Annotated in this window: 19 protein-coding genes, 1 tRNA gene and 1 pseudogene; 12 read left to right on the plus strand and 9 right to left on the minus strand. The window is 62.8% G+C overall.

Annotation, left to right across the window (positions count from 1 at the left end):
- Positions 1 to 78 precede the first annotated feature (78 nt).
- Positions 79 to 234 (minus strand): hypothetical protein, encoded by a 156-nt coding sequence (locus V6K60_RS00875; protein ID WP_332448625.1) that lies wholly within the window; start codon positions 232 to 234, stop codon positions 79 to 81.
- Between the two features lie 203 nt (positions 235 to 437).
- Between V6K60_RS00875 and V6K60_RS00880 the strand changes: the two genes are divergently transcribed.
- Together V6K60_RS00880 and gltA are read left to right on the plus strand one after the other, a co-directional pair.
- The gene (locus V6K60_RS00880; RefSeq protein ID WP_332448626.1) at positions 438 to 1,298 is read left to right on the plus strand and encodes a sulfide/dihydroorotate dehydrogenase-like FAD/NAD-binding protein; all 861 of its coding nucleotides are present in this window, start codon (positions 438 to 440) and stop codon (positions 1,296 to 1,298) included.
- Positions 1,291 to 2,634: an NADPH-dependent glutamate synthase gene (gene gltA / locus V6K60_RS00885; RefSeq protein ID WP_332448627.1), complete on the plus strand. Its 1,344-nt coding sequence runs from the start codon at positions 1,291 to 1,293 to the stop codon at positions 2,632 to 2,634. Before V6K60_RS00880 ends, gltA begins: the two co-directional genes overlap by 8 nt.
- An 894-nt stretch (positions 2,635 to 3,528) precedes the next feature.
- Here gltA and V6K60_RS00890 read toward each other — a convergent pair.
- Both V6K60_RS00890 and V6K60_RS00895 read right to left on the minus strand, forming a co-directional pair.
- Positions 3,529 to 5,829: an Orn/Lys/Arg decarboxylase N-terminal domain-containing protein gene (locus V6K60_RS00890; protein ID WP_332448628.1), complete on the minus strand. Its 2,301-nt coding sequence runs from the start codon at positions 5,827 to 5,829 to the stop codon at positions 3,529 to 3,531.
- A 65-nt stretch (positions 5,830 to 5,894) separates the two neighbouring features.
- On the minus strand, positions 5,895 to 6,044 hold the full coding sequence (locus V6K60_RS00895) for a hypothetical protein (protein ID WP_332448629.1): 150 nt from the start codon (positions 6,042 to 6,044) through the stop codon (positions 5,895 to 5,897).
- Between the two features lie 164 nt (positions 6,045 to 6,208).
- On the opposite strand from V6K60_RS00895, the gene V6K60_RS00900 reads away from it, so the two are divergent.
- The 6 genes from V6K60_RS00900 to glgP all read left to right on the plus strand — a co-directional run bounded on the left by V6K60_RS00900 (position 6,209) and on the right by glgP (position 17,009).
- Complete coding sequence (locus V6K60_RS00900) at positions 6,209 to 7,663, plus strand: alpha-amylase (protein WP_332448630.1); 1,455 nt, start codon at positions 6,209 to 6,211, stop codon at positions 7,661 to 7,663.
- Entirely contained in the window at positions 7,645 to 8,799 is a 1,155-nt protein-coding gene (locus tag V6K60_RS00905; RefSeq protein ID WP_332448631.1) for a glycosyltransferase family 4 protein, read from the plus strand. The genes V6K60_RS00900 and V6K60_RS00905 overlap by 19 nt, the downstream gene beginning before the upstream one ends.
- On the plus strand, positions 8,796 to 10,754 hold the full coding sequence (gene glgB, locus V6K60_RS00910; protein ID WP_332448632.1) for a 1,4-alpha-glucan branching protein GlgB: 1,959 nt from the start codon (positions 8,796 to 8,798) through the stop codon (positions 10,752 to 10,754). Before V6K60_RS00905 ends, glgB begins: the two co-directional genes overlap by 4 nt.
- A gap of 2 nt (positions 10,755 to 10,756) precedes the next feature.
- Positions 10,757 to 13,135 carry a DUF3536 domain-containing protein gene (locus V6K60_RS00915; RefSeq protein ID WP_332448669.1) on the plus strand — a complete coding sequence of 793 codons (2,379 nt, stop codon included), beginning with the start codon at positions 10,757 to 10,759 and terminating at the stop codon, positions 13,133 to 13,135.
- Between the two features lie 13 nt (positions 13,136 to 13,148).
- Positions 13,149 to 14,645 carry a 4-alpha-glucanotransferase gene (gene malQ / locus V6K60_RS00920; protein WP_332448633.1) on the plus strand — a complete coding sequence of 499 codons (1,497 nt, stop codon included), beginning with the start codon at positions 13,149 to 13,151 and terminating at the stop codon, positions 14,643 to 14,645.
- A gap of 132 nt (positions 14,646 to 14,777) precedes the next feature.
- Positions 14,778 to 17,009: an alpha-glucan family phosphorylase gene (gene glgP / locus V6K60_RS00925; protein ID WP_332448634.1), complete on the plus strand. Its 2,232-nt coding sequence runs from the start codon at positions 14,778 to 14,780 to the stop codon at positions 17,007 to 17,009.
- A gap of 86 nt (positions 17,010 to 17,095) precedes the next feature.
- Here the strand turns inward: glgP and V6K60_RS00930 are convergent, their stop codons facing one another.
- A complete protein-coding gene (locus V6K60_RS00930) occupies positions 17,096 to 17,296 on the minus strand; it encodes a hypothetical protein (protein WP_332448635.1) in 201 nt (66 codons plus the stop codon).
- 106 nt (positions 17,297 to 17,402) lie between these two features.
- Between V6K60_RS00930 and V6K60_RS00935 the strand changes: the two genes are divergently transcribed.
- Positions 17,403 to 17,981 (plus strand): MJ0548 connectase family domain-containing protein, encoded by a 579-nt coding sequence (locus V6K60_RS00935; RefSeq protein ID WP_332448636.1) that lies wholly within the window; start codon positions 17,403 to 17,405, stop codon positions 17,979 to 17,981.
- A 127-nt stretch (positions 17,982 to 18,108) separates the two neighbouring features.
- On the opposite strand, the gene eif1A is transcribed toward V6K60_RS00935, so the two are convergent.
- Positions 18,109 to 18,426, minus strand: coding sequence for a translation initiation factor eIF-1A (gene eif1A / locus V6K60_RS00940; RefSeq protein ID WP_332448670.1), 318 nt, complete (start codon positions 18,424 to 18,426; stop codon positions 18,109 to 18,111).
- A gap of 452 nt (positions 18,427 to 18,878) precedes the next feature.
- Between eif1A and V6K60_RS00945 the strand changes: the two genes are divergently transcribed.
- Together V6K60_RS00945 and V6K60_RS00950 are read left to right on the plus strand one after the other, a co-directional pair.
- Positions 18,879 to 19,139, plus strand: coding sequence for an RNA recognition motif domain-containing protein (locus V6K60_RS00945; RefSeq protein WP_332448637.1), 261 nt, complete (start codon positions 18,879 to 18,881; stop codon positions 19,137 to 19,139).
- Positions 19,140 to 19,618: 479 nt separating this feature from the next.
- A complete protein-coding gene (locus V6K60_RS00950; RefSeq protein WP_332448638.1) occupies positions 19,619 to 19,873 on the plus strand; it encodes a DUF2795 domain-containing protein in 255 nt (84 codons plus the stop codon).
- Between the two features lie 139 nt (positions 19,874 to 20,012).
- On the opposite strand, the gene V6K60_RS00955 is transcribed toward V6K60_RS00950, so the two are convergent.
- The 4 genes and pseudogenes from V6K60_RS00955 to V6K60_RS00965 form a co-directional block, all read right to left on the minus strand.
- On the minus strand, positions 20,013 to 20,171 hold the full coding sequence (locus tag V6K60_RS00955) for a hypothetical protein (protein ID WP_332448639.1): 159 nt from the start codon (positions 20,169 to 20,171) through the stop codon (positions 20,013 to 20,015).
- A gap of 43 nt (positions 20,172 to 20,214) precedes the next feature.
- Positions 20,215 to 20,325 (minus strand): annotated as a pseudogene (locus tag V6K60_RS12815) (hypothetical protein); the annotation flags it as partial.
- A 197-nt stretch (positions 20,326 to 20,522) separates the two neighbouring features.
- Positions 20,523 to 20,607: transfer RNA gene (locus tag V6K60_RS00960), tRNA-Leu, on the minus strand.
- An 87-nt stretch (positions 20,608 to 20,694) separates the two neighbouring features.
- Positions 20,695 to 22,398, minus strand: coding sequence for an AMP-binding protein (locus tag V6K60_RS00965; protein WP_332448640.1), 1,704 nt, complete (start codon positions 22,396 to 22,398; stop codon positions 20,695 to 20,697).
- Between the two features lie 126 nt (positions 22,399 to 22,524).
- Between V6K60_RS00965 and V6K60_RS00970 the strand changes: the two genes are divergently transcribed.
- Positions 22,525 to 23,079 (plus strand): TATA-box-binding protein, encoded by a 555-nt coding sequence (locus V6K60_RS00970; protein WP_332448641.1) that lies wholly within the window; start codon positions 22,525 to 22,527, stop codon positions 23,077 to 23,079.
- Positions 23,080 to 23,173 lie beyond the last annotated feature (94 nt).

Below are 23,173 nucleotides of genomic sequence, written 5' to 3' on the forward strand. Positions count from 1 at the left end.
GTGTTGCCGAAGACCACGCCCAGGATCTCTCCCACGGCGTAGCCCGGCACCTCTGCAGTCGTTGTCAGTATCATGGTGTCACTCTTTGATCGCTTCGATGGTCCCCTCGCGCCCCCGCCAGATGAGCAGCGCGACGCCGATCACGATGAGCGGGATGCCAAAGAAGGGAATGAGCAGCGCAAGGATCACGCCGATGACGATCAGCGCAATCCCCCAGCGAACCGCACTTTGCATGGGTATGCATGCGACGGGTGGGGAGATAACCGTTCGTGTTTCGGGTCCGGTTCCTGACGTGGCTTTCAGATATCCGGAGGATTCTTCCGGCGCGCGACGACCCCGGGTTTATATAGAACAGGTGAAGTAAAGAGGCTGGAGCCACAATATGTATGAAATGTTCGGATGCATCTCGATGGTAGAATCGACCGGCACCGTCAGGAGTGAAGCAGTTGTATAAGGTGGAATCAGCGACCCGACTCGCCGACCGGGTCTACGAATACTGGATACGCGCACCGCAGGTGGCCGAGCACGCACGGGCAGGCCAGTTCCTCATCATTCGCCTCCATGACGCGGGCGAGCGGATACCGCTCACCATCTCCGCCGTCAGGGGAGACGCCGTCAGGGTGATCTTTATGACCGTCGGCAAGACGACCGAGGAGCTTGCGACCCTCCGCGCGGGCGACAGCATCAAGGACGTCGCGGGGCCGCTCGGAAGACCAAGCGATATCGAGAATTACGGCACCTGCTGCGTCGTCGGCGGCGGTGTCGGGATCGCGAGCATGCCCCTCATCGTACAGGAACTCAAAAGCGCGGGCAACCACGTCATCGGGATCATCGGGGCGAGGAACGCCGAACTTCTCATGCTCGAGGGCGAGCTGGGTGAGATCTGCGACGAACTCCACGTCACGACCGACGACGGGAGCAAGGGCGTTCACGGGTTTGCGGCCGACGTCCTGAAGAAGTTGCTCGCCGAGAGGACGATCGACCGGGTCTGGATCATCGGCCCCGCCATCATGATGAAGGTCACCTCCGGCGCAACGGTGCCCTACGGGGTGAAGACCTACGTCAGCCTCAACCCGATCATGGTCGACGGGACGGGGATGTGCGGCTCCTGCAGGGTGACCGTCGGCGGGGAGACGAAGTTTGCCTGCGTCGACGGCCCTGAGTTCGACGCCCACCAGGTCGACTTTGCCGAACTGATGCAGCGGCAGCGGATCTACACCGGGCAGGAGAAGGCATCGCTCGAGCGGTTTGCGGAGCACCGGTGCCGGTGCGGTGAAGGAGGCCACCACCATGAGTGACCGGCCTGCCGACGTCCGGATCAAGGACTTCAAAGAGGTCGACGGCGGCCTCTCCGCCGCAGAGGCCATCGCCGAGGCGGAACGCTGCCTCCAGTGCAAGAAACCGCTCTGTGTGAGGGGCTGCCCGGTCTCTATCGACATCCCCGCGTTCATCGGGCACGTCGCGGAAGGGGACTTCCCCGCCGCCGCACGGGCGCTCAAGGAGCAGAACATGCTCCCGGCCATATGCGGCCGGGTCTGCCCGCAGGAGACCCAGTGCGAGGGCGTCTGCATCCTCGGGAACAAGGAGACGGCGATCCGGATCGGCGCGATCGAGCGGTTCGTGGCCGACCGGGAGCGGGAGAACGGCGTCGAACTCCCCGAGGTGGCAAGGCCGACCGGGAAGCGCGTGGCGGTCGTGGGCTCCGGCCCTGCCGGGCTGACGGCCGCGGCCGAACTCGCCCGTGCCGGCCATGCCGTCACGATCTACGAGTCGCTCCACGAGGCCGGCGGCGTCCTGACCTACGGCATCCCTGCGTTCCGGCTCCCGAAGGATGTCGTCAGAGCGGAGATCGACCAGGTGCTCGCCCTCGGCGCCCGCCTGAAGAAGAACCACCTCGTAGGGAGGAGCGTCAGCACGGACGAACTCCTCGGCTACGACGCGGTCTTCCTCGGGACCGGGGCGGGGCTTCCCGCGTTCATGTGCATCCCCGGGGAGAACCTGAACGGGGTCTACTCCGCAAACGAGTTCCTGACGAGGGTGAACCTGATGCACGCCGAGGCGTTCCCCGAGTCCGACACGCCGGTCCTGCACGCCGCCCGCGTTGCGGTGATAGGCGGCGGCAACGTCGCGATGGACTCGGCCCGGGTGGCGCGCCGCCTGGGGGCGAAGGTCTCCCTGATCTACCGTCGGGGCGAGGAGGAGATGCCGGCACGGAGGGCCGAGGTCGAGCACGCGAAGGAGGAGGGGATCGAGTTCTTCACCTGCACGAACCCGACCCGGATCCTCGGCGAGCAGCACGTCACCGGCGTCGAGTCCGTGAAGATGTCCCTCTGCGGCATCGACGCGAGTGGCCGCCGATCCCCGGAGCCGATCCAGGGGAGTGAGTTCACCCTCGACGTCGACATGGTCATCCAGGCGATCGGGACGAGCCCGAACCCGCTCCTCGTCTCCCTGATCCCGGGCCTCGAGCGCGGGCGGAGGGGCAACGTCGTCGTCGACGAGAACGGCCGGACCTCGATCCCCCACGTCTACGCCGGCGGAGACATCGCCACCGGCGCCGCGACGGTGATCGAGGCGATGGGCTCGGCGAAGAAGGCGGCGGCGGCGATCGACGCGATGCTGAAGGGAGAATAACCACTTTTTTGAACATGTTCGAAGTGGCCTGCGAGAGGGGGCAGGTCTGGGTCTGATATGTTTTTAAACTTCCACTGGTTATGCAAGCCCAGGTGTGAATCTTATCATTTATGACTCCTTGATTGGATCCCGCTCCACATAGCCGAAAACTATCTGACACATTTCGGATACGACTTTCGACCGAGTATCGCCACGCACTGCCCGCCCCCAGGGGGCGGAACGACTTCCCCGTAGGGGAAGGAGTTTGAGCACCGATAGGTGCGACTGAGGAGCGCGAAGCGCGGGTGGGGTGGGGCGACGAGTAACATAGAACCCTGCGCGTTGGAGACAGGGGAGGGGGAATGCTCCCCCCTCCCCGTCAGCCCCTCCCCAGTGGCGATATCCCCCACGATCCACTGTACGGGACTTTTCCTCATCAATGGTCCTTCCCGCCCAGATTAAAGAAATCCGCCCACGGATCGTGGCAAATGGGGAAAGTACATCACATGGATGGCGCTGGTCAAAAATGTGGGAGATCAAAGTTGCCGAGGTCTGGATCTGAGACAACATTTCGCGTAATTGGCATCTTTAGCGGCTTTTTCTGCATCCTGTATCGAATCAAATGGGCCAAGCCAACGTCCCCGATCTCCCCGCGTACCTTTCCCTGATTTACCAGTACCGTTTTTGCAATTGCCACATTCGGATTTGTGTATCAATGCTTTGTACTTCACGGCATGGGTATTCACGTAAACGTGATATGTCACAATGATCGATCAATTCCAAGACAGTTAACGCTACCTTTTCATCCATATCAATTTAAAAGAACCTTCAATTACGATTTCTCTCCTAGCAGCTCCCAATTCCAGTCTATAGATAGAGGCCCCTGTCTCCAACACAATTCAGCATCCGGCTCCGTCATTCCGCAACGCAGGAGACGTAGAAGACCCGGCGGCCGTCCTCCACCACGACGTCCACCCCGTGCACCTCGCTCTCGAACCCGGGGAAGAGATCGTTGAAATCCTGCAGGGAGACGAGGTAGTCGACGATCGCCCGCGTGGCCGGGGTGCACCGCTCCCCCGGCATGATGACCGGAATACCTGGCGGGTAGGGGACGACCATCACCGCGACCGTCCGCCCCTCGAGCTCGCTTACCGGCACCGGCGTCACCTCGCCCCGCACCAGGTGGCGGTAGGCCTCCGCCGGCGTCATCGCCGCCTCAGGCAGCGTCGCATAGACGCTCCTGATGGTCTCCGTGATCGACTTCTCCCGGAGGTAGCCGTGCATCTCCCAGGAGAGATCGGCAAGGCCCCGTCCGGCATACCGGGCGGGGTGCTGGCGCACCAGGTCGGGGAAGACTTCCTCAAGCGGGCTGTTGCCGTCGTGGAGGGCCTTGAACCGGAAGAGTTCCGCGAGGAGGGTCCCGGACTTGCCCCGGGTGATCCCGAGCGTGAAGAGGACCAGGAACGAGTAATACCCGGTCTTCTCGACGACGATCCCATTCTCTCTGAGGTACTTCGTGACGACGGCCGCCGGTATCCCCCGGTCTTCCATGCCTGTACCAGGCCTGATCCCGGGGGTGAGGATGGTCACCTTGATCGGGTCGAGCATGGCGTAACCCTCCTCGATGCCAGGAAAGCCGTGCCACGCATCGTGGGGGTGCAGCATCCAACAGTCCGGCTGACTCCGGAGGAGCAGGTCGTCCGCCTCCCCGAGGGGGCGCTCCCCACCCTGATCCATGATGCAGTCGGGCTGCCAGATGGTGAACCACCAGTAGTCCTCCTCCGGGAAGGGACCCGCCCGGATCTCTTCGGCCACCGTCACCATCTTCTTCCGGAAGACGATCGCCTCCTCGATCGCCTCCTCGATGAGGAACTTCCCCGAGTGTCCGTCCATCATCCGGGTGGCGACGTCAAGGGAGGCGATGATGGTGTACTGCGGCGACGTCGAGGTGAACATCATGAACGCCTCGTTGAACCGCGGGTGGTCGAAGGGTCCCCGCCCCTGCCTGACGTGGAGCATCGAGCCCTGCGAGAAGGCGGCGAGGACCTTATGGGTCGACTGGGTGGCAAAGACCGTCGGCCCGGCCGCTTCCGCCCGGTGCATCCCGAACCTTCCGGCGTAGAGGGGGTGGAACTTTGCGTAGGCGGACCATGCCTCGTCGAAGTGGAGGTACGGGACCACATCCCGCAGGTGCTCCTCGATCCGCTCTATACTGTAGCAGATCCCATCGTAGGTGGAGTTCGTGATCACGGTCATCCTGACCGTCTGTGACGTAGGGTTCTCGATGAGCGGGCAGTTCCGGACCTTCTCCTCGATGACTTCAGGCAGGAACTCGCGGCTGTGAATGGGCCCGATGATCCCATACTCGTTCCGGGCCGGGATGAGGTAGACCGGGACGGCGCCGGTCATGATGATCGCGTGCATCACGGACATGTGGCAGTTCCGGTCGACGAGGACGACGTCGCCGGGGGTGACGGTCGAAAGCCAGGCGATCTTGTTTGCGGCCGACGTGCCGCCGGTGACGAAGTAGGTCCGGTCTGCGCCGAAGACCTCCGCGGCCTTCCGTTCCGCCTCCCCGACGACGCCGGAGTGCTCCAGGAGCGAGCCGAGTTCCGGCACCGAGGCCGAGAGATCGGCCCGGAGAGCGTTCTCGCCGAAGAAGTTGTAGAATATCCGGCCCGGGGCGCTTTTCAGGAACGCGACGCCCCCCATGTGGCCCGGGGTATGCCAGGAGTACTTATACTCCTCGACGTAGTCCATCAATCCCCGGAAGAATGGCGGGAGGACGTCGGCGAGGTATTTCGTTGCCGCCCGCTTGATGTGGCCGGCGATGAAGCCGGGGGTATCCTCGAGTTTCCAGATGTAGCCGTCGATCCGGGATATGACCGAGAGCGGTATGGCGGAGATCGCCAGTTTCTCGGTGTTCAGGAAGATCGGGATCTTCGGGTTCCTCTCCCGGATGAGGGTGATGATCTCCTGCGCGGTGAGCATGCCGTCCACGGCCTCGGGGGTGAGTTCCCAGTCGATGACGACACAGCTCGTATGCGGGTGCGAAAGAAACGCGTGGACCCCGTCGCGGGCGGTCAGCGCCTCGATGACAGGAAAATCGTCGTCTATCAGTTCTTTCACGATCTCCCGGCTCGCCCGGCCCTCCGCGGTCTCCGAGTGCAGTTCGTCGTCGATGATGAGAACGGGAAACTCTTCCAGGTAATCCATGCGGCCACACTTCCTGAAAGATGATCGGGGGAAGTCGTTAGAGAATGTTTTGGTCTGGATGACCATCACCCGGGCTTGAACCGGGTCATGCCGGGGATCTCCTGCATCGAGGATAGTCCGTTACCCCGATCTTCCGGTCGGCGGCGACCGGGACCTCCTCCCGTCTGCATCGCTCTTGCGGTAGTTCCAGCGCTCTTTGCGCAGATCCCGGTCATCCGGGGGTCTCCTTTCTGGAGAGTTCCCGGGTTCTCGACCCCCTCTCCTCTCTCCGGGGAGAATGCGCGCCGGTGACTGGAGAACCAGGCCTGATAGGGGACGAAACTGCGAAAGATATTCCGTATTGATGACATTTATATACGCAAACGGCCATTTAGCACTGATGACAGGCGAGGACTCAAATCCACCGGCGGTCTGTCTGGGATTCGACATTCACTATCCCTGCTACCTCAATCCCGGATTTCAGCCAGATATGGTGAAGGGAAAGAGAAACCTGAAGGATAGTTACTTCAACCCGAACACGAAGGAAGACTTCGGAAGGGTCATCGAACGGTCCTTCACGCCGACGACGGAGATCCTCCTCGACCTTCTCGATGACGGGCTGAAGTGCGCCGTCAGCATCTCCGGGATGGTCGTGGAGCACCTTGAAGCGTGGTACCCGGAGACGCTCGAACTCATCTCCCGCGTGGCAACCCACCGGAACGTCGAGGTTCTCGCGGCGACCTACTACCACAGTGTCGCCGGTCAGTTCTCCGACATCAGGGAGTTCTCGGACGAGGTCCGTATGCACCGCGACCTGATGCAGGAGCAGTTCTCGGTCGTGCCGACCACGTTCGCGCACACCGACCACCCCATCACCCCCGCCACCGCACGGGCGCTTGCCGGAGCCGGGATCCAGGCGGCTATCATCGAGGGGAGCGAGGGGCCCGGGGCGGAGAGGGACCCGAACTCCATCTACACCTATCGCGGCCTCCCGGTCCTCGTCACGCAGTGCGACCTCTCCGATGACATCGCCGTGCGGTTTCCCTGGAGGGAGTGGGACCGGTGGCCTCTCATGGCCGACCGCTACGCGGGATGGCTTGCCGCCTCTCCCGGCGACTGCATCACGCTCTTCCTTGACTACCGCATCTTCGGGGACGTCATCGATCCCGCGACCGGCATCCTCGAGTTCCTGCGGGCGCTCCCGTCCGCCCTCGCCGAGGAGGGGATAACGACCGTCCACCCGTCGGAGGCCGCCCGGGCGACGCCGCACGCCGAGATCGGGAAGACCACCGCGGTGCCCGGCCCGCAGGGCTGCCAGAGGACCATCCTGCAGCAGTCCGCCCTTGAAGCGCTCGAGCAGGCCGGCGGTCTGGTCACCGACCCGGAGGTCTGGCGCTGCCTCCTCGATACGGACCACCTCCGCAGGATGGCCATGCGCTCGGTCTCGTGCGGAAGACCGCTCCACGCCGTCAGCCACCAGGCGACCTACGACCACTTCGCGCTGTTCATGCGGATCCTCTCGCACGCCGAGGAACGGTCAGCCGCGTCCACCCGGTCCCCGAAGTCCGCGCTCGCGCTCCGGTGCGTCCCGCCGGAGAAGGCGTTCTCCTTCTCGTCATATGAGCGGCCGGTTGGGTACGCCGCTCACAGCCTTCAGGAACTCGCGAGCATGCTCGAGTTCGTCCCGGACGAGGTCATCCGCTACCACGTCGAGCGGGAGGACTTCTCCCGGTGGGTCGACCAGGTCATCGGCGACGGACAACTGGCCGGGAAGATCCGGGGGGTCTCGGACCGCATCAGGCTTCAGTCGACGATCCAGAAGAGGATAGAGAAATTATGGAAACGCTTAAGCTAGCATTCTTCTGCTGGGAGTCGCTCCATTCCACGTTCAAGGTGGGCGGCCTTGCGCCGGCGGCGACCGAGCTCGCCGAGAACCTCGCCCGGATGGGGCACGAAGTCCACTTCTTCACGCGGGGAGAGGGGGACGACACGACGATCAACGCTGTCCACTACCACTACTGCCTTCCCTACGGCGACAACATCGTCGAGTACTGCAAGACCATGAGCACCATGCTTGTGGAGGCCTTCCGTGCCTGCGACACCCCGGCGTTCGACATCCTCCACTTTCACGACTGGCATGTCGTTGAGGCGATGCACCTCCTCCGCGACCGCAACACCGTCTTCTCCTACCACTCCACCGAGTACGGGCGGCACGGGGGGAACTTCGGCGGCTGGTGGGAGTTTAAGGAGATCTCGGGGAAAGAGTGGTATGGGGGCTACATCGCAAAGGCGATCACGACCGTCTCGAACTCGACGAAGACCGAGGTGATGTGGCTCTACAACGTCCCCGAGTGGAAGGTCACCGTCGTCCCGAACGGGATCGATCCCTCCGCCTACCATACCATGGTCGACCCGGGCGAGGTGAAGAAGCATTACGGCATCCATCCGCTCGCGCCCGTCGTCCTCTTCGTGGGCCGCCTCACCTACCAGAAGGGCCCCGACCTCCTGATGCAGGCCATACCCCGGATCCTCGCCACGCGCTGGGACGTGCAGTTCCTCTTCGCCGGCACCGGGGATATGCGCGGCTACCTGGAGGGGATGGCGCACGGTCTCCCGGTCCAGTTCCTCGGGTACGTCGCCGATGCGGAGCACGTCCGGCTCCTGAACGCCTGCGACCTGGTCGCGATACCGAGCAGGAACGAACCCTTCGGGCTCGTCCTCACGGAGGCGTGGAGCGCCGAGCGTTGCGTCGTCGCGACCGACGTCGGAGGGCTCTCGGAGAACATCGATAACTACAAGAACGGCATCAAGGTGCCCGTCCGGCCGGAATCGATCGCCTGGGGGATCTGCCACCTCATCGACGACCCGGCCTACATGCAACGGCTCGGGAAGGCCGGGCGCCGGAAGGTGATGGAGCAGTTCAGGTGGAGCGTCGTCATGGAGAGGATGCTTGGTGTCTATGGCAGAGTCCTCTCCGGCAACCTTCGATGATGCTCGACGAGGAGGATGAGCCCATGCAGCAGGCGTTACCGGATGTCACGAGGACCGGGAGCCTCATCACCGACTACGACGTCTACCTCTTCCGGCAGGGGAGCCACTCCCGCCTCTACGAGAAACTGGGGTCGCATCCTGCCGTCTCCGGCGGCGTGCAGGGAACCTTCTTTTCTGTCTGGGCACCGAACGCCGCGGAGGTCTCGGTCATCGGGGACTTCAACCGCTGGGAAGGAGGCCGGAACCCGCTCCTGGCACGGGGCGACGACTCCGGCATCTGGGAAGGATTCATCCCCGGTATCGGCCACGGAGCGCTCTACAAATACCGTATCACGAGCCGCTACAACAATTACACGGTGGATAAGGGCGACCCGTTCGCGCACTTCTGGGAGATTCCGCCGAAGACCGCATCCATCATATGGGACCTTGCCTACCCCTGGCGGGACCGGGGGTGGATGCGCTGCCGCGAGGAACAGAACTCCCCTGATGGATCGATATCCATCTACGAGGTGCATCTCGGGTCGTGGCGGAAGGTGCCGGAAGAAGAGAACCGGTCCCTGAGTTACCGGGAGGCAGCGACCGAACTCGTGGACTACCTGCTTGAGACCGGGTTCACGCACGTCGAGTTCCTCCCCGTCATGGAGCACCCGTTCTACGCCTCCTGGGGCTACCAGACGCTCGGCTACTTCGCTCCCACGAGCCGCTACGGCACCCCTCAGGACTTCATGCACCTCGTCGACGCTCTCCACCACCGCGGGATCGGGGTGATCCTCGACTGGGTGCCGTCCCACTTCCCCGCTGACGGCTACGGGCTCTCCTACTTCGACGGTACCCACCTCTACGAGCATGCCCTCCCGGGTCAGCGGTACCACCCCGAGTGGAAGAGTTACATCTTCAACCTCGGAAGAAACGAGGTCCGGTCGTTTCTTTCGAGCAGCGCTGCCTTCTGGCTCGACCACTACCATGCGGACGGCCTGCGGGTGGACGCGGTCTCCTCGATGCTCTACCTCGACTACGCCCGGAGCGCCGGGGAATGGATACCGAACGTCTACGGCGGGAGGGAGAACCTCGAGTCGATACGGTTCCTCCGGAAGGTGAACGAGATGGTCCATGCGAACTTCCCGGGCGCCCTCGTCATCGCCGAGGAGGCGACCTCCTGGCCGGGGGTGACCGCCCCGACCGTGACCGGGGGGCTCGGGTTCGACCTGAAGTGGAACATGGGCTGGATGCACGACACGCTGGACTACTTCGTCCTCGACCCGGCCTTCCGGAAGTACCGGCCGGACCTCCTGACGTTCAGCATATGGTACGCGTTCCAGGAACGCTACATCCTCCCGCTCTCGCACGATGAGGTCGTCCACGAGAAGAGCTCGCTTGCAGGAAAGATGCCCGGCGATGAGTGGCAGAAACGGGCGAATCTCCGGCTCCTCTATGGGTATATGTTCACGCATCCGGGCAAGAAACTCCTCTTCATGGGCGGTGAGTTCGGGCAGTGGTCGGAGTGGAGCCACGATGCCGGGCTCCAGTGGCATCTGTTGCAGTACCCTCCTCACCAGGGGATCCTCCAGTGGGTCACCGACCTGAATCATCTCTACCGCCGGGAGCCCGCCCTCCACGAGCGGGACGCCGACCCGGGGGGGTTCGAGTGGGTCGACTTCTCGGATGTGGAGAAGAGCGTCGTCAGTTACCTCCGGCGGGGGCTCTCGGCCGACGACGTCGTCCTCGTCGCCTGCAACGCCACCCCGGTGCCGCGCTACGGCTACCGGGTCGGCGTCCCGTTCGGCGGGTTCTGGGAGGAGGTGCTCAACAGCGATGCGGTCGAGTACGGGGGGAGCGGCGTCGGGAACCTCGGGGGGGTGGAGGCGGAGCAGGTCCCGGCACACGGCCGGCCGTGGTCCCTTCCGCTCACCCTGCCCCCGCTCGGTGCGGTCATCTTCACCCCGGAGGGGGCGTGACGATGGACCGGGCCGTCTGCATCCACGGCCACTTTTACCAGCCGCCGCGGGAGAACCCCTGGATCGGCGAGGTCGAGGTCCAGCGGTCGGCCGCTCCCTACCACGACTGGAACGAGCGGGTGACGGCGGAGTGTTACGAACCGAACACTGCCGCACGCCTCCTCAACCCGGACGGCCTGATCGCGGAGGTCGTGAACACCTACTCACGGATCAGTTTCACGGCCGCCCCGACGCTTCTTGCCTGGCTTGAGCAGCACCGCCCGGCGGTCTACACCGCGATCGTCGAGGCCGACCGGGAGAGCCGGGAACGCTACGCCGGTCATGGGTCCGCGATCGCCTGCTGCTACAACCACATCATCATGCCGCTCGCGACCCGGGAGGAGAAACGGATCCAGGTCGCCTGGGGAGTCCGCGACTTTAGAGCCCGGTTCGGCCGCGAGCCCGAAGGGATCTGGCTGCCGGAGACGGCGGTCGATCTCGAGTCCCTGGACCTGGCAGCGGAGGCGGGGATCCGGTTCACGATCCTCGCCCCGCACCAGGCCGCACGAGTGCGAAAGATCGGGGAGGGGGCCTGGACGGACGTCTCCGGCGGCCGGGTCGAGACGCGGATGCCCTACCTCTGCCGCCTCCCCTCCGGGCGGTCCATCGCGGTCTTCTTCTACGACGGCGGTATCGCCCACGACGTCGCGTTCGGCGACCTGCTCACGGACGGGCGACGGTTTGCCGGGCGGCTGCTCGGTGCGTTCTCTCCCGGGAGGGACCGCCCCGAACTCGTGCATATCGCGACCGACGCCGAGACCTACGGCCACCACAGGAAGTTCGGGGATATGGCGCTCGCCTGCTGTCTCCGCACCATCGAAAGAAGTCGTGACGCACGCCTCACGGTCTACGGAGAGTACCTCGCCGCCCACCCACCGGGACACGAGGTCATCGTCCGGGAGAGGACGTCCTGGAGCTGCGTCCACGGCCTCGAGCGGTGGCAACAGGCGTGCGGGTGCCACAGCGGGGCGGACCCGGGATCTTCGCAGGCATGGCGCGAACCGCTCCGGAAGGCGGTCGTCATGGTCCGGGACGTCATCGCCCCGCGGGCGGCGGAGGCGCTCGCGCCCCTCGTCCGCGACCCCGCGGCGGCCCGGGAGGATGCCGTCACCCTCGTCCTCGCCCGGTGGTCCGACGAGGCCGCGGCGGCGTTCTTCTCACGCCACGCCCTCCGCGACCTCACCCCCGATGAGCGGCGGCGGGTGCTCTCGCTCCTCGAGATGGAGCGTCAGGGTATGCTGATGCAGACCAGCTGCGGCTGGTTCTTCGACGACATCACAGAGCCGGGGAGCGTCCAGGTGATGCGGCACGCGGGGCGGGCGATGGACCTTGCCCGGCAGACCCTCGGCCTCGACCTTGAGGCGGCGTTCATCGATACCCTCCGCCGGGCCGGGACAAACGACCCGGAGTATGTGACCGGCGCGGATGTGTACGAGGCCCGGGTCAGGCCGCGGGCGTTTGACCTCGCCCGGATCGGGGCAGGGGCGGCCCTCTACGCGCTCTTCGACCTCGAGCCTCCTGCGGTCGCGTCGGGGATGTACGCCGTCGACGGGGACTGGCGCTACCGGTCGGATGCCGGCGGCCTCCGCCGCACCCTCGGGACCGTCCGGGTCCGGTCCCGGGCGACGGGGGAGGAGGCGCTCTTTGACGCGGTCGCGCTCTTCTCCGGGATGGACCGGGTCGCCGTCGGCGTGCGCGAGGACGGCGGCGAGGAGGCGCTCCGGGCGACCTGGGAGGAGGTGATGGGCGCCGACCCGGCCGGGGCGGTATCCGGCTCCTTTGCCCGGGTCTACACCGGGCCCGACCTCTCTGATGAGGAACGGTGGGCGATCGCCCGCCGGATCGCTCCCGGGATCGGAGAGGCCATCTGCGGTGTCTACCAGGACGCAGCTCCGCTCCTCTCGGTGCTTGAGGATCTCGGGATCCCTGAGACGGGAGGCGCCGCCCTTCTCCGGGAGCACGCCTCCAGTGAGCGGCTGCGCTCGTTGATCGAAGCAGGCTGCCCCGATCCGGACGGCTTTCTGGCGCTCGCGAGGGATGTGATGGCGCCTGTCCTCGTAGCTCTCGGGGCGGCGGCGAGCCGGCGGATCGAGGCCTCGGCGGGGGCGGCAGCGAGCCGGCCCGGGAACCCGGCGCCGCTTGAGGAGATCGTTCGTATGGTCGGGTGCGCGAAGGGAGCAGGGCTCCCCCTCACCCTCTGGGAGGCTCAGAACCTATGTATCGAGATGCGCAAAAACTATGTCGTAATGGAGGAACGGGCCGGTCGGGGCGACCGGGATGCGGAACGGTGGATGGAAGCGTTCAGGGAGGCGGCGAGATGCCTCGGCGTGAGAGTGGCATGAGGAGGGACCGGAGATGAACCGGCGAGGCAGTGGGGTTCTCCTCCACATAACGTCCCTGCCGTCGGCCTACGGGATCGGCGACCTCGGGCCGACAGCGCACCGATTTATAGACCTCCTCGCCGATGCCGGGCAGCGCTACTGGCAGATCCTCCCCCTCAACCCGACATGCCCGGAGTTCGGCAACTCGCCCTACCAGGGCGTCTCGGCGTTTGCCGGGAACACCTGGCTCATCAGCCCCGAGCAGATGGTCGCAGACGGTCTCCTCGGACCGGAGGATATTGCAGACCCGCCCGGTTTTCCCGCAGAGCGGGTCGACTACCGGGCGGTCATGGACTACAAGAACGGCCTCTTCGACCGGGCGTTCGAGCGGTTCAAAGAGCGTGGCCCTGACTTCCGCTACAAGGACTTCGCAGCCGAGAACGTCTCGTGGCTCAACGACTATGCCATATTCGTGGCCCTCAAGGAGGAGTTTTCGGGGAAGGTCTGGAGCGACTGGCCGGCCGGGATCCGGGACCGGCGCGAGGAGGCGCTCACGAAGTACGGTACCGAACTTGCCGACCGGATCCTCCGGGAGAAGTTCCTCCAGTACATCTTCGACCACCAGTGGGGCGTGCTCAAGATCCACTGCCGCAAGCGCCACCTCCAGATCATCGGGGATATACCGATCTACCTCACCTACGACAGTGTCGACCTCTGGGCGAACCCCCGGCTCTTCAAGCTGGACGAGCAGAAGAAACCGGCCGCAGTCGCGGGCGTCCCCCCGGATATGTTCAGCAGCACCGGGCAGCTCTGGGGAAACCCGGTCTACAACTGGGACGTACACCGGGAATGGGGATTTGGGTGGTGGGAGAGCCGGATCGACCGCACTCTCGCTCTCGTCGACCGGCTGCGCCTCGATCACTTCCGGGGGTTCGTGCAGTTCTGGGAGGTGCCGGCCGGGGAGGCGACCGCGGAGAACGGGCGCTGGGTCGATGCGCCCGGCCGGGACCTCTTCACCCAGCTTGTGCGGAGCAGGTCGTGCCTCCCCATCATCGCCGAGGACCTCGGCTACATCACCTCCGACGTCCATGAGATGATGGCTCACTTCGGGTTCCCGGGGATGAAGATCCTGATCTTCGGTTTCTCCGGCGACGTCGCAACGAACCCTCACGCGCCCCACAACATCACACGGAACTGCGTCGCCTACACGGGGACACACGACAACAACACCGCACGGGGATGGTTCGAGCACGGGGTCTCCGGCGACGAGAAAAACCTCCTGTTCCGCTACATCGGGGGACCGGTCGGCGCCGACCAGATACACCGGATCCTCATACGGTTCGCGATGCTCTCCCCCGCAAAGACCGTGATCGTCCCGATGCAGGACGTCCTCGGCCTCGGGGAGGAGGCGCGGATGAACCGGCCGGGCACGGCGGAAGGGAACTGGGAGTGGCGGCTCCGGCCGGAGCAGATGGGGGAGGAAGGCCTCCGGGAGTTCGCCGAGGTTACGAGGATATACGGGCGGGGATGAACCCCGGACCCTGAGCACCTTGAAATGCACTATTTTTTCTGTTTTCCTCGATATTCCGGCGTTCTATAAAAATCCGTAGACATATATAATAATAAACACGGAAAGTACACCATTCAACAGAGGACAGAATTCATGGGGAATTTGCTACACGATCAGTTTGCCCACGTCCCGGAACGGATCTCCGGGCTCGTCGACCTCGCATACAACCTCTGGTGGAGCTGGAACTCAGAGGCCCGGATACTCTTCAAGCAGGTGAACCAGCAGGCATGGAAGGCAAGCGTCCATAATCCGGTCCGGATGCTCCGCGATATACCGGTCGAGTTCCTGAACCGGGCGGCTGAGAACCCTGCCTACCTTCACCGCTACGATATCGTCATGCGCCGGTTCAAACGCTACATGACCACCAACGGGACCTGGTTCTCACAGGAGTTCCCCGAACACCCGGCACTGCCGATCGCGTATTTCTCGGCTGAATACGGGCTCCATCACTCGCTTCCCTTCTACGCGGGAGGGCTTGGATTCCTGGCCGGCGACCACCTGAAGGAGGCGAGCGACCTCGGTCTCCCGATGGTTGCCGTCGGGTTCATGTACTCGCAGGGCTACCTGCACCAGCATATCAACCCCGACGGCTGGCAGGAGGGGATCACCGAATCAGTCGACCGCAGCGCAGCGCCGATCACCCGGGTGCTCGATGCGGCCGGCGAAGACCTGGTGGTCCGGGTCGAGCATATCGACCCGCCCGTCTACGTCGGCGTCTGGAAGGTCCAGGTCGGCAAGGTGCCGCTCTACCTCCTGGATACGGATATCCCCTGCAACGACTCCCATAACCGGGGCATATCCTCCCGGCTCTACACGGGAGACCTGGAGCAGCGCCTCCGCCAGGAGATCGTCCTCGGTATCGGCGGGAGAAAGGTGCTCCACGCACTCGGCATCGAGTACTCGGCGGTGCACCTGAACGAAGGCCACCCGGCGTTTGCGCTGCTCGAGCGGATCCGGGAGCGGGTCGAACGGGGGATGGACTTTGAGGAAGCTTTCTGCGCGGTGCAGGCGACATCGATCTTCACCACGCATACGCCCGTCCCGGCAGGCCACGACGTATTCCCTGTCGACCTCATCGACCGTTATTTCAGGACCTACTACCCGGCGCTCGGCATCGACCGGACCCGGTTCCTGCAACTCGGCGTTCACCCCGAGAACCCCGGCGCAGGCTTCAACATGACCGCGTTCGCCCTGCGAGCTTCCGCGCACCACAACGGGGTCTCATGCGCGAACGGGACCGTCACCCGGCAGATGTGGAACTGCCTGTGGCCGGGGATGCCCGAGACGGAGGTGCCCATCGACCATGTCACCAATGGCGTCCATCTCCCGACCTGGCTGAACCACCGGGTCAAGGACCTCTACGACCGCTACATCGGGCCGACCTCTCCTGACTGGCTCTCGGAGCATGACGACCCGGCGGTCTGGGAACTCATCGATGAAGTTCCGGACGATGAACTCTGGGACATCCATCTCCACCTGAAGGGGAAACTCATCCACCGGATCCGGGAGCGGCAACGGGTAAAGTGGGCGACGCATAGCGGAGGAACGTCGAACCCTGCGGCTGAAGGGGCGTTCCTCAACCCTTCCGTCCTGACGATCGGGTTTGCCCGGCGGTTCTCGACCTACAAGCGGGCACACCTCATCTTTGAGGACCTGGATCGGTTGAAGCGCATCCTGAACAACCCCTGGTACCCCGTCCAGATCGTCTTCGCCGGCAAGGCCCACCCGAACGACAACGATGGCAAGCGCGTGCTCCAGAGGATCTACCGTTACGCGCAGCAGCCCGAGTTCGGGGGACGTATCGCGTTCGTCGAGGACTACGGCGAACAGGTGGCGCAGTACCTGGTGCACGGCGTCGATGTCTGGTTAAACAACCCCCTGCCCCCGATGGAGGCGAGCGGAACGAGCGGCATGAAGGCGTCGCTCAACGGTGTCCTGAACCTCTCCATCCTTGACGGCTGGTGGATCGAGGGCTACAACGGCAGAAACGGATGGGCGTTCGGGGACGGTGCGGCCCCCGGGGCGAGGAACACCGTCGACTCCGCGGCGATTTACGACCTTCTGGAGAAGGAGGTCGTCCCGCTCTACTACAACCGCTCCATCGACGATGTCCCCCACGGCTGGGTGAAGATGATGAAGGAGTCGATCAAGAGCAACGCTCCCCGGTTCTCGTCCCGCCGGATGGTGAAAGAGTACGCCAGCCGGTATTACCCATCGCTCCTCGCAGGTGCCGTAGCGGAGCGTGCCCGGACTCCGGCAGCAAAACCCCGGCCTTCGGTCTGGGGCCCCCGGGGCCGGGAGGGGGCCGGAGAAGGGAGCGAGTGACCTCCTCTTCCTGAGACAACAGGACGAGTGGTCCTGCCCGGTCGGATAGGACCGTATCCCGGCCTATCGTCCGTGCAGGTCTGCTGCTACACGAGCACGCTGTTCTTCTGCGCCGGGTAATCCACCCCGGCCAGGTACTTCTCAACCATCCGCCCCGGTTCACCGTGAACCATGCCTCCGCCATTCCTGCCACCCCCTGTAGTGGGGGTGAATAGAATGAGTATTATAAAAAACGCGCTATAGATATTGCCGCCGATGCCGGCATTCCAGACCTGGCCTCGCACCATGCAGGTGGCCCTGGATGACAGAACAAAAGTCATACCGGAAGCGATCTCACCAGGACGGATGGAGCGAGGCCGGGTGGGCGGTGGCAGATGGACGGGGGGTTACTGTATGAGTCTTGTGATAGCATTCATCGGAAGATCGGGCGCCGTTATGGCGGGGGATATGCGGGAGATTGCATTTCAGGGGGACGACTCCTGCATCGAAGAACTGGAGCGCGAACTCTATGGCGGTTCGATCGCCTCCGACGCGGCCCTTGCGGAGCGGGCGGCTGAGATTGGCGTGACAATCCATGTCCGGGACGATAAGGTCAAGGTCGCATCGCAGCAGGACGGGGTGCTCGTCGGCGAGGTGACCGAGACCGAGGGGGCGAGCGTCCGCTGCAGGAGGCTGTATGCTACGAGAGGCAGTTACGTGATCGCCGAGATCGTCGATTCCCGGATGGAGGTGACAAAGCGTGGCAGGGCAAGCAATTTCGTGGTGCTGGGAAACGATACCACGAAACGGATCGCCAATCAGTGCATCCAGGAGGCGTGGGACGGCGGAACGCTTCAGGATGCCATGCGGCTCATCATGCTCACCATGCAGATTGCGGCAAGCGTAACAGCATCAGTGAGCAGGACCTTCGTCCTGGTGCATACCGATCAAGCGGTTGATCTCACTCATGCTACCGGTCAGGGCTTGTGCTGATAGATGCCAGACAGCGATGGAAGAACCCGGAGTTCTGCCCTGGTGACCGACCTTCGCTCTCGGGCGGAGTCCGTATGCGAGAGCCTTCCAGAGGACGGCCTCTCGACGGTTTCGAGAGAAAAAGTATTCACTGGCTGAGGTAGTTGTGCCTCTTGAGCCAGTCGACCTGGGGTTTGATGTAGCGATAGACGATGTCGCATTTCTCGTCCTGGAAACTCCAGGGGACGACGATCAGGAGGTCGCCTTCGCGTATCCAGAGCCGCTTCTTGATCTTTCCCTTGATCCGCCCGGTGCGTGTGACGCCGTCCTCGCAGCGGACGCGGATGTGGTTTGCCCCGAGCATCAGGTCGGCCCGGGCGAACATCTCCCGATTTCGCTTCTTCGGCAACCGTACTCGTACAATCTCTTCGCTTTCGTTGTTTTGTGATCCTCGTGTGTTCGTCAGTTAATCAACTCCATGAAAGGCGGTGATGCAAGACCCCCGTATATTTCCCTGGTGGTGTATACGAATGAGCCCAGCCACCATTAAAGTATCTATTCCCGGGTAGACCTGAAGAACCGGAAGCCGGCGGGGAGGGACGGGCGTACACAGTGTTTTCGATGTGTATCCCGGGTATCGATACCCGGACCAGCGTGGACGCACCTCTCCGGGGATCACGGGTTACCCCCACTTCGCCGGGATAGGTATGGTCCCCAACCCGGGCGTCCCCCCCGACCACGGCGTCGCAGGGCAGAACCGGCCCCTCCGGGATCCGGGGCGCTCAACACGGTCAGGGAAAGCAGCGATCACCTGCCGGGGGTACTCCCGTATCGAGGATGGTACCCCTGACCGCTACCCGGACTTTTCGCCGAAGAATAATTAAGGTTTGAACGTACATGTGTGACGAGGATCTTTGAATGGAAAGCAGCAAGCTGTACGTCGGTAACCTCACCTACTCGGTAAATGAAGAGCAGTTGAAAGACCTGTTTAGCCAGTACGGGACGGTAAGTGACGTCAGAGTCATCGAACGCAAAGGGTTCGGGTTTGTCGAGATGTCCAGCCCCGAAGAGGCTGAGGCAGCAAAGGAAGCCCTGAACAACACGGTATTTGAAGGCCGCACGTTAAAGATTGACGAAGCGCGGCCCCCCAGGCCGAGAAGCGACTTCCGCCGCTATTAAGGTTTACCTGAAAGAATAGCACCCAGAATATCACCCATTTTTTAAAGAATCGGGGTTCGCAAGGGCCTCTTCTTTGATTGACCGGCGCGCATGGTCATGTCATCGCCCGCCGTCACCCTGTTTCACCTGCGGCAGCTCATCCTGTCCGAGAGGAAAGATCAGGGTCGCCGGGATGATCTGAGCCCGACGGCGCCGACCGCCACAAAGAGGAGGACCGTGCGGCTGGGAACGGCTGCTGTGCCGGGCTTGATTCGCCTGATACCTGCGGGAGCGCTCCCGCCCGGTCACTACCCCCGAAGGGACGGCTGGACGGATACGCCTCCCGATCGGGGTCGGCACCATCCCGAACTCCTCAGATGAAACCCTCTTATTAGGTTCAGTTTTCCCATACCACGCAGCAACATTTTTATTCACTTAGTACCATGGGCAGGCCTGTGTCCCGCATGCGGGATGCAGATTAAAAGCAGGTGATGAGAACTATGGCAGAAGAAAGACCGTCCGTCAGAGGCGGCATGGCCTCCGCAGCACAGACCGCCTCCGTCGAAGAGCTGAGTGCATCCGCATTCCAGAAGTTCCTCGGAGGCATGGACTATCCTGCAGGAAAGCAGGACCTGATCAACCACGCGAAAAAGAACAATGCGCCGGACGCGGTGATCCAGGTCCTCGAGATGTTCCAGGACCAGACCTTCCAGTCCGCAGCAGAAGTGAGCCAGGAGTTTGGCAGGGTCAAATAACTCTTTTTTTTGAACGCATTCAACGTCTGTGGGATGATCGGTAAACGACCGCTCCCGGGGCGTCGCGGCCATTCCGGACGCCCGGGGATCTCCCGCCGGCAGGAGTCGTCAACGAGAGGGAACGCGGGGCAGCCGGACCTCATTCCTCGAAGGTGAACTCCGCCGCCCGGTCGAACCCCTGGTTCTCTCCGTACCACTGCGGCCGGTGAGAAGACCCGGCAGGGACGCTTGCACCTCGGACCCGTTCGGTGGCCGGAAGATAGGGCTTGATGTCCAGCACCCGTGCGATCGTCGGCATCGATGCCGAGCACCGGGACCACCGATGCCGCGATCGGGTTTGGCCGGACCGGAGATCGCGTGGCGAAGATCCCGATCGTCTCGGGGCCCCTGGTGTAGGCTTTTTTCAGGCCGTCTCCGACCGGCACCCGGCCGTATCGACCCGGTCGCACCACCAGAGCACGAGTATGTGGCTGAATCCATCGAGGCCCAGGAGCGCGGGCCGGAGCGGGAAGCTCACGATCGTCCCCGCGATGCGGCGTTCTCCCGCTCAACTCAGGGGTAGACGCGGCAGAATTAAAAAGGCTTGAGTTCGACCCGGGCGATAGGAGGTGAAGATCAACGGCTCCTTGTTGAGAAGTAGTCGAAAAGATGCGAGAGGCCGGATTCGAACCGGCGAACTCCTACGAGACCAGGCCCTGAACCTGGCGCCTTTGACCTGGCTTGGCAACTCTCGCACGAAAGTATGATGGACCGCTCGCCGTTGACCCGACCCGGCGATCCTCGCGCCTAACACTATGGTATCTTCAACAAAATAAAGGTAATCACTCCCCGCCATCGGCGGGGGGCCGGGGAGTGCAGGAGTTGTTCTCCATGAACCGTTTTGTCTCCCTCTCGCGGAGCTCGTACCGCTTGATCTTGCCGGAGATGGTCTTCGGGAGGGACTCCACGAACTCAACCTCGCGGGGGTATTTGTAGGGTGCCGTCACCTTCTTCACGTGCTTCTGGATGTCTTTGATCAGGGACTCCGAGGGCCGGTAGCCAGGCTTCAGCACGATGAAGGCCTTGACGACCAGTCCCCGGATCACGTCGGGCGACCCGATGACCGCCGCTTCCTGGACGGCGGGATGCTCCATGAGGGCGCTCTCGACCTCGAAGGGCCCGATACGATACCCCGAGGACTTGATGACGTCGTCGCCGCGCCCGATGAACCAGAAGTAGCCGTCCTCATCCATGTATGCCTTGTCGCCGGTGTAGTAGAACCCGTTCCGGAAGACCTTGCAGTTCTCCTCCTCGTTGTTCAGGTAGCCGCGGAAGAGCCCGACCGGGCGCGGGTCCGTCTTGATCGCTATATGTCCTTCCTCGCCGGCGGCGACCGGGTTTCCGTCGTCGTCATGGAGCTCGATATGCCAGCCCGGCGCCGGCTTCCCCATAGAGCCGGGCTTGCATTTCATACCGGGGAAGGTCCCAATGCAGAGCACCGTCTCGGTCTGACCGTATCCCTCGTAGATGGTCCTCGCGGTCCCCTCCTGCCATGCCCGGATCACCTCGGGGTTGAGCGCTTCGCCGGCGCTACAGCAGTGCCGGAGGTCGGCGAGGTCGAACTTGTCGAGGTCGGCGAGGATCAGCATCCGGTAGATCGTCGGGGGGCAACAGAACGTCGTGATCCCGTACTTCTCCAGCAGCGGCAGGATCTCGGTGGCATGGAACCGGCCCCGGATGTCGTAGACGAAGATGCACGCGCCGACGGTCCACTGGCCGAAGAGTTTTCCCCACGCGCTCTTCCCCCAACCGGTATCGGAGAGCGTCAGGTGGAGATCGTTCGGGTGCAGGTCATGCCACAGGCGCCCGGTGACGATGTGCCCGAGCGCGTAAGTGTGGTCGTGGACAACCATCTTCGGCTCGCCGGTGGTCCCGGAGGTGAAGAAGATCAGCAGCGGGTCCGTCGACCGGGTCCGGTGCATGCCGGGGAGGTTCACCAGTTTGTGCGAGCAGGGTGCGGGGTAATCGAGTTCGACGGGGTAACTGACCCACCCGTCCCTTACGCCGTCGATCATGAGCCGGACCGCGAGCGTGGGGCACTCTTCACGGATCTCCTCGATCTTATCCGCATGCTCGGCCATGGTGATGATCATCCTGACATCGGCGGCCTGGATGCGATACTTCAGGTCTTTTGGAGTCAGCATCGTCGTTGCCGGGCAGTAGACGGCGCCGAGTTTGATGAGCGCGATGACGAAGATCCACCACTCGGGTGTCCGGGGGAGCATCAACATGACCCGGTCGCCCTTCTTGATGCCGTATTTTATACAGATGTTGACGGCCTGGTTCGAGAGGCGCATGAGGTCGAAGAAGGTGTATTTCTTCTCGTTTCCCTGCTGATCCACCCAGATCATGGCGAGTTTGTTCCGATCCTTCTTCGCCCATGTGTCGATCACGTCGAAACCGAAGTTATAGTATTCAGGGACGTCTATCTTGAAGTTCGCACAGAGGTCTTCGTAGGACACTGGTTTTTGCTCATCATCCGTCATAACGTGATCATAAAAGTTGCGCGTTTCTGGTTTATAGAATTCACGAAGTTGAAGCGCGCTCCACATTCGGAATGGGCATAAAGATTATCCATTAGTATTATGGTCCAAAAAATGATACTCATATCGATGGATGAGAAAAGATACGAGTCACTGAAAGTTGAGAACATCGTTGCCTCCGGGGTAATTGCCGACTCGATCGACCTTGAACTGGTCTCTGAAAAGATCAAAAATTGTGAACTGAATACAAAGCGGTTCCCTGGAGCGGTCTACCGTATCGAGAAACCGAAGATCGCATCCCTGATATTCTCCTCGGGAAAAGTGGTGCTCACCGGCATCAGGAACAATCCGGACCTTCATGCCGGCCTTGATATCATCATGAAATCGCTCAAGGATGCCGGTGTCGATACCTACGATGAACCGCAGGTCGCGGTCACGAACATCGTCTGTTCGTATGATATGGGCCGGTACATCAACCTGAACAAAGTGGTCATCACCCTCAACCTCGAGAACATCGAGTACGAACCCGAGCAGTTCCCGGGGCTCGTCTACCGCATCGAGAACCCGAAGATCGTCGCTCTTCTCTTCAGTTCAGGGAAGATCATCCTGACCGGCGGAAAGACCGTCGAGGATATCAAGAGAGGGCTTGATTTCCTGGAGCAGCGGCTCGAAACCATTATGTGAACTGTTTTTTTCGTATTTTTTCTCAGGAAGGGGTCCCGGGCCCCTCTGATTTTTCTAAGATAGCAGAATTATCGGCAGTGCGGGACCTTCGGTC

Origin of the sequence: Methanoculleus sp. (assembly GCF_036677455.1) — an archaeon.
Taxonomy (GTDB): Archaea; Halobacteriota; Methanomicrobia; order Methanomicrobiales; family Methanoculleaceae; genus Methanoculleus.

Excerpts from the sequence above, each read along its gene's own strand:
- V6K60_RS00875 (WP_332448625.1), bottom strand. The coding sequence starts at position 234 with ATGCAAAGTGCGGTTCGCTGGGGGATTGCGCTGATCGTCATCGGCGTG.
- gltA (WP_332448627.1), top strand. The coding sequence starts at position 1,291 with ATGAGTGACCGGCCTGCCGACGTCCGGATCAAGGACTTCAAAGAGGTC.
- V6K60_RS00890 (WP_332448628.1), bottom strand. The coding sequence starts at position 5,829 with ATGGATTACCTGGAAGAGTTTCCCGTTCTCATCATCGACGACGAACTG.
- V6K60_RS00895 (WP_332448629.1), bottom strand. The coding sequence starts at position 6,044 with ATGACCGGGATCTGCGCAAAGAGCGCTGGAACTACCGCAAGAGCGATG.
- V6K60_RS00900 (WP_332448630.1), top strand. The coding sequence starts at position 6,209 with ATGACAGGCGAGGACTCAAATCCACCGGCGGTCTGTCTGGGATTCGAC.
- V6K60_RS00905 (WP_332448631.1), top strand. The coding sequence starts at position 7,645 with ATGGAAACGCTTAAGCTAGCATTCTTCTGCTGGGAGTCGCTCCATTCC.
- glgB (WP_332448632.1), top strand. The coding sequence starts at position 8,796 with ATGATGCTCGACGAGGAGGATGAGCCCATGCAGCAGGCGTTACCGGAT.
- V6K60_RS00915 (WP_332448669.1), top strand. The coding sequence starts at position 10,757 with ATGGACCGGGCCGTCTGCATCCACGGCCACTTTTACCAGCCGCCGCGG.
- malQ (WP_332448633.1), top strand. The coding sequence starts at position 13,149 with ATGAACCGGCGAGGCAGTGGGGTTCTCCTCCACATAACGTCCCTGCCG.
- glgP (WP_332448634.1), top strand. The coding sequence starts at position 14,778 with ATGGGGAATTTGCTACACGATCAGTTTGCCCACGTCCCGGAACGGATC.
- V6K60_RS00930 (WP_332448635.1), bottom strand. The coding sequence starts at position 17,296 with ATGGTGCGAGGCCAGGTCTGGAATGCCGGCATCGGCGGCAATATCTAT.
- V6K60_RS00935 (WP_332448636.1), top strand. The coding sequence starts at position 17,403 with ATGAGTCTTGTGATAGCATTCATCGGAAGATCGGGCGCCGTTATGGCG.
- V6K60_RS00945 (WP_332448637.1), top strand. The coding sequence starts at position 18,879 with ATGGAAAGCAGCAAGCTGTACGTCGGTAACCTCACCTACTCGGTAAAT.
- V6K60_RS00950 (WP_332448638.1), top strand. The coding sequence starts at position 19,619 with ATGGCAGAAGAAAGACCGTCCGTCAGAGGCGGCATGGCCTCCGCAGCA.
- V6K60_RS00955 (WP_332448639.1), bottom strand. The coding sequence starts at position 20,171 with ATGCCGACGATCGCACGGGTGCTGGACATCAAGCCCTATCTTCCGGCC.
- V6K60_RS00965 (WP_332448640.1), bottom strand. The coding sequence starts at position 22,398 with ATGACGGATGATGAGCAAAAACCAGTGTCCTACGAAGACCTCTGTGCG.
- V6K60_RS00970 (WP_332448641.1), top strand. The coding sequence starts at position 22,525 with ATGGATGAGAAAAGATACGAGTCACTGAAAGTTGAGAACATCGTTGCC.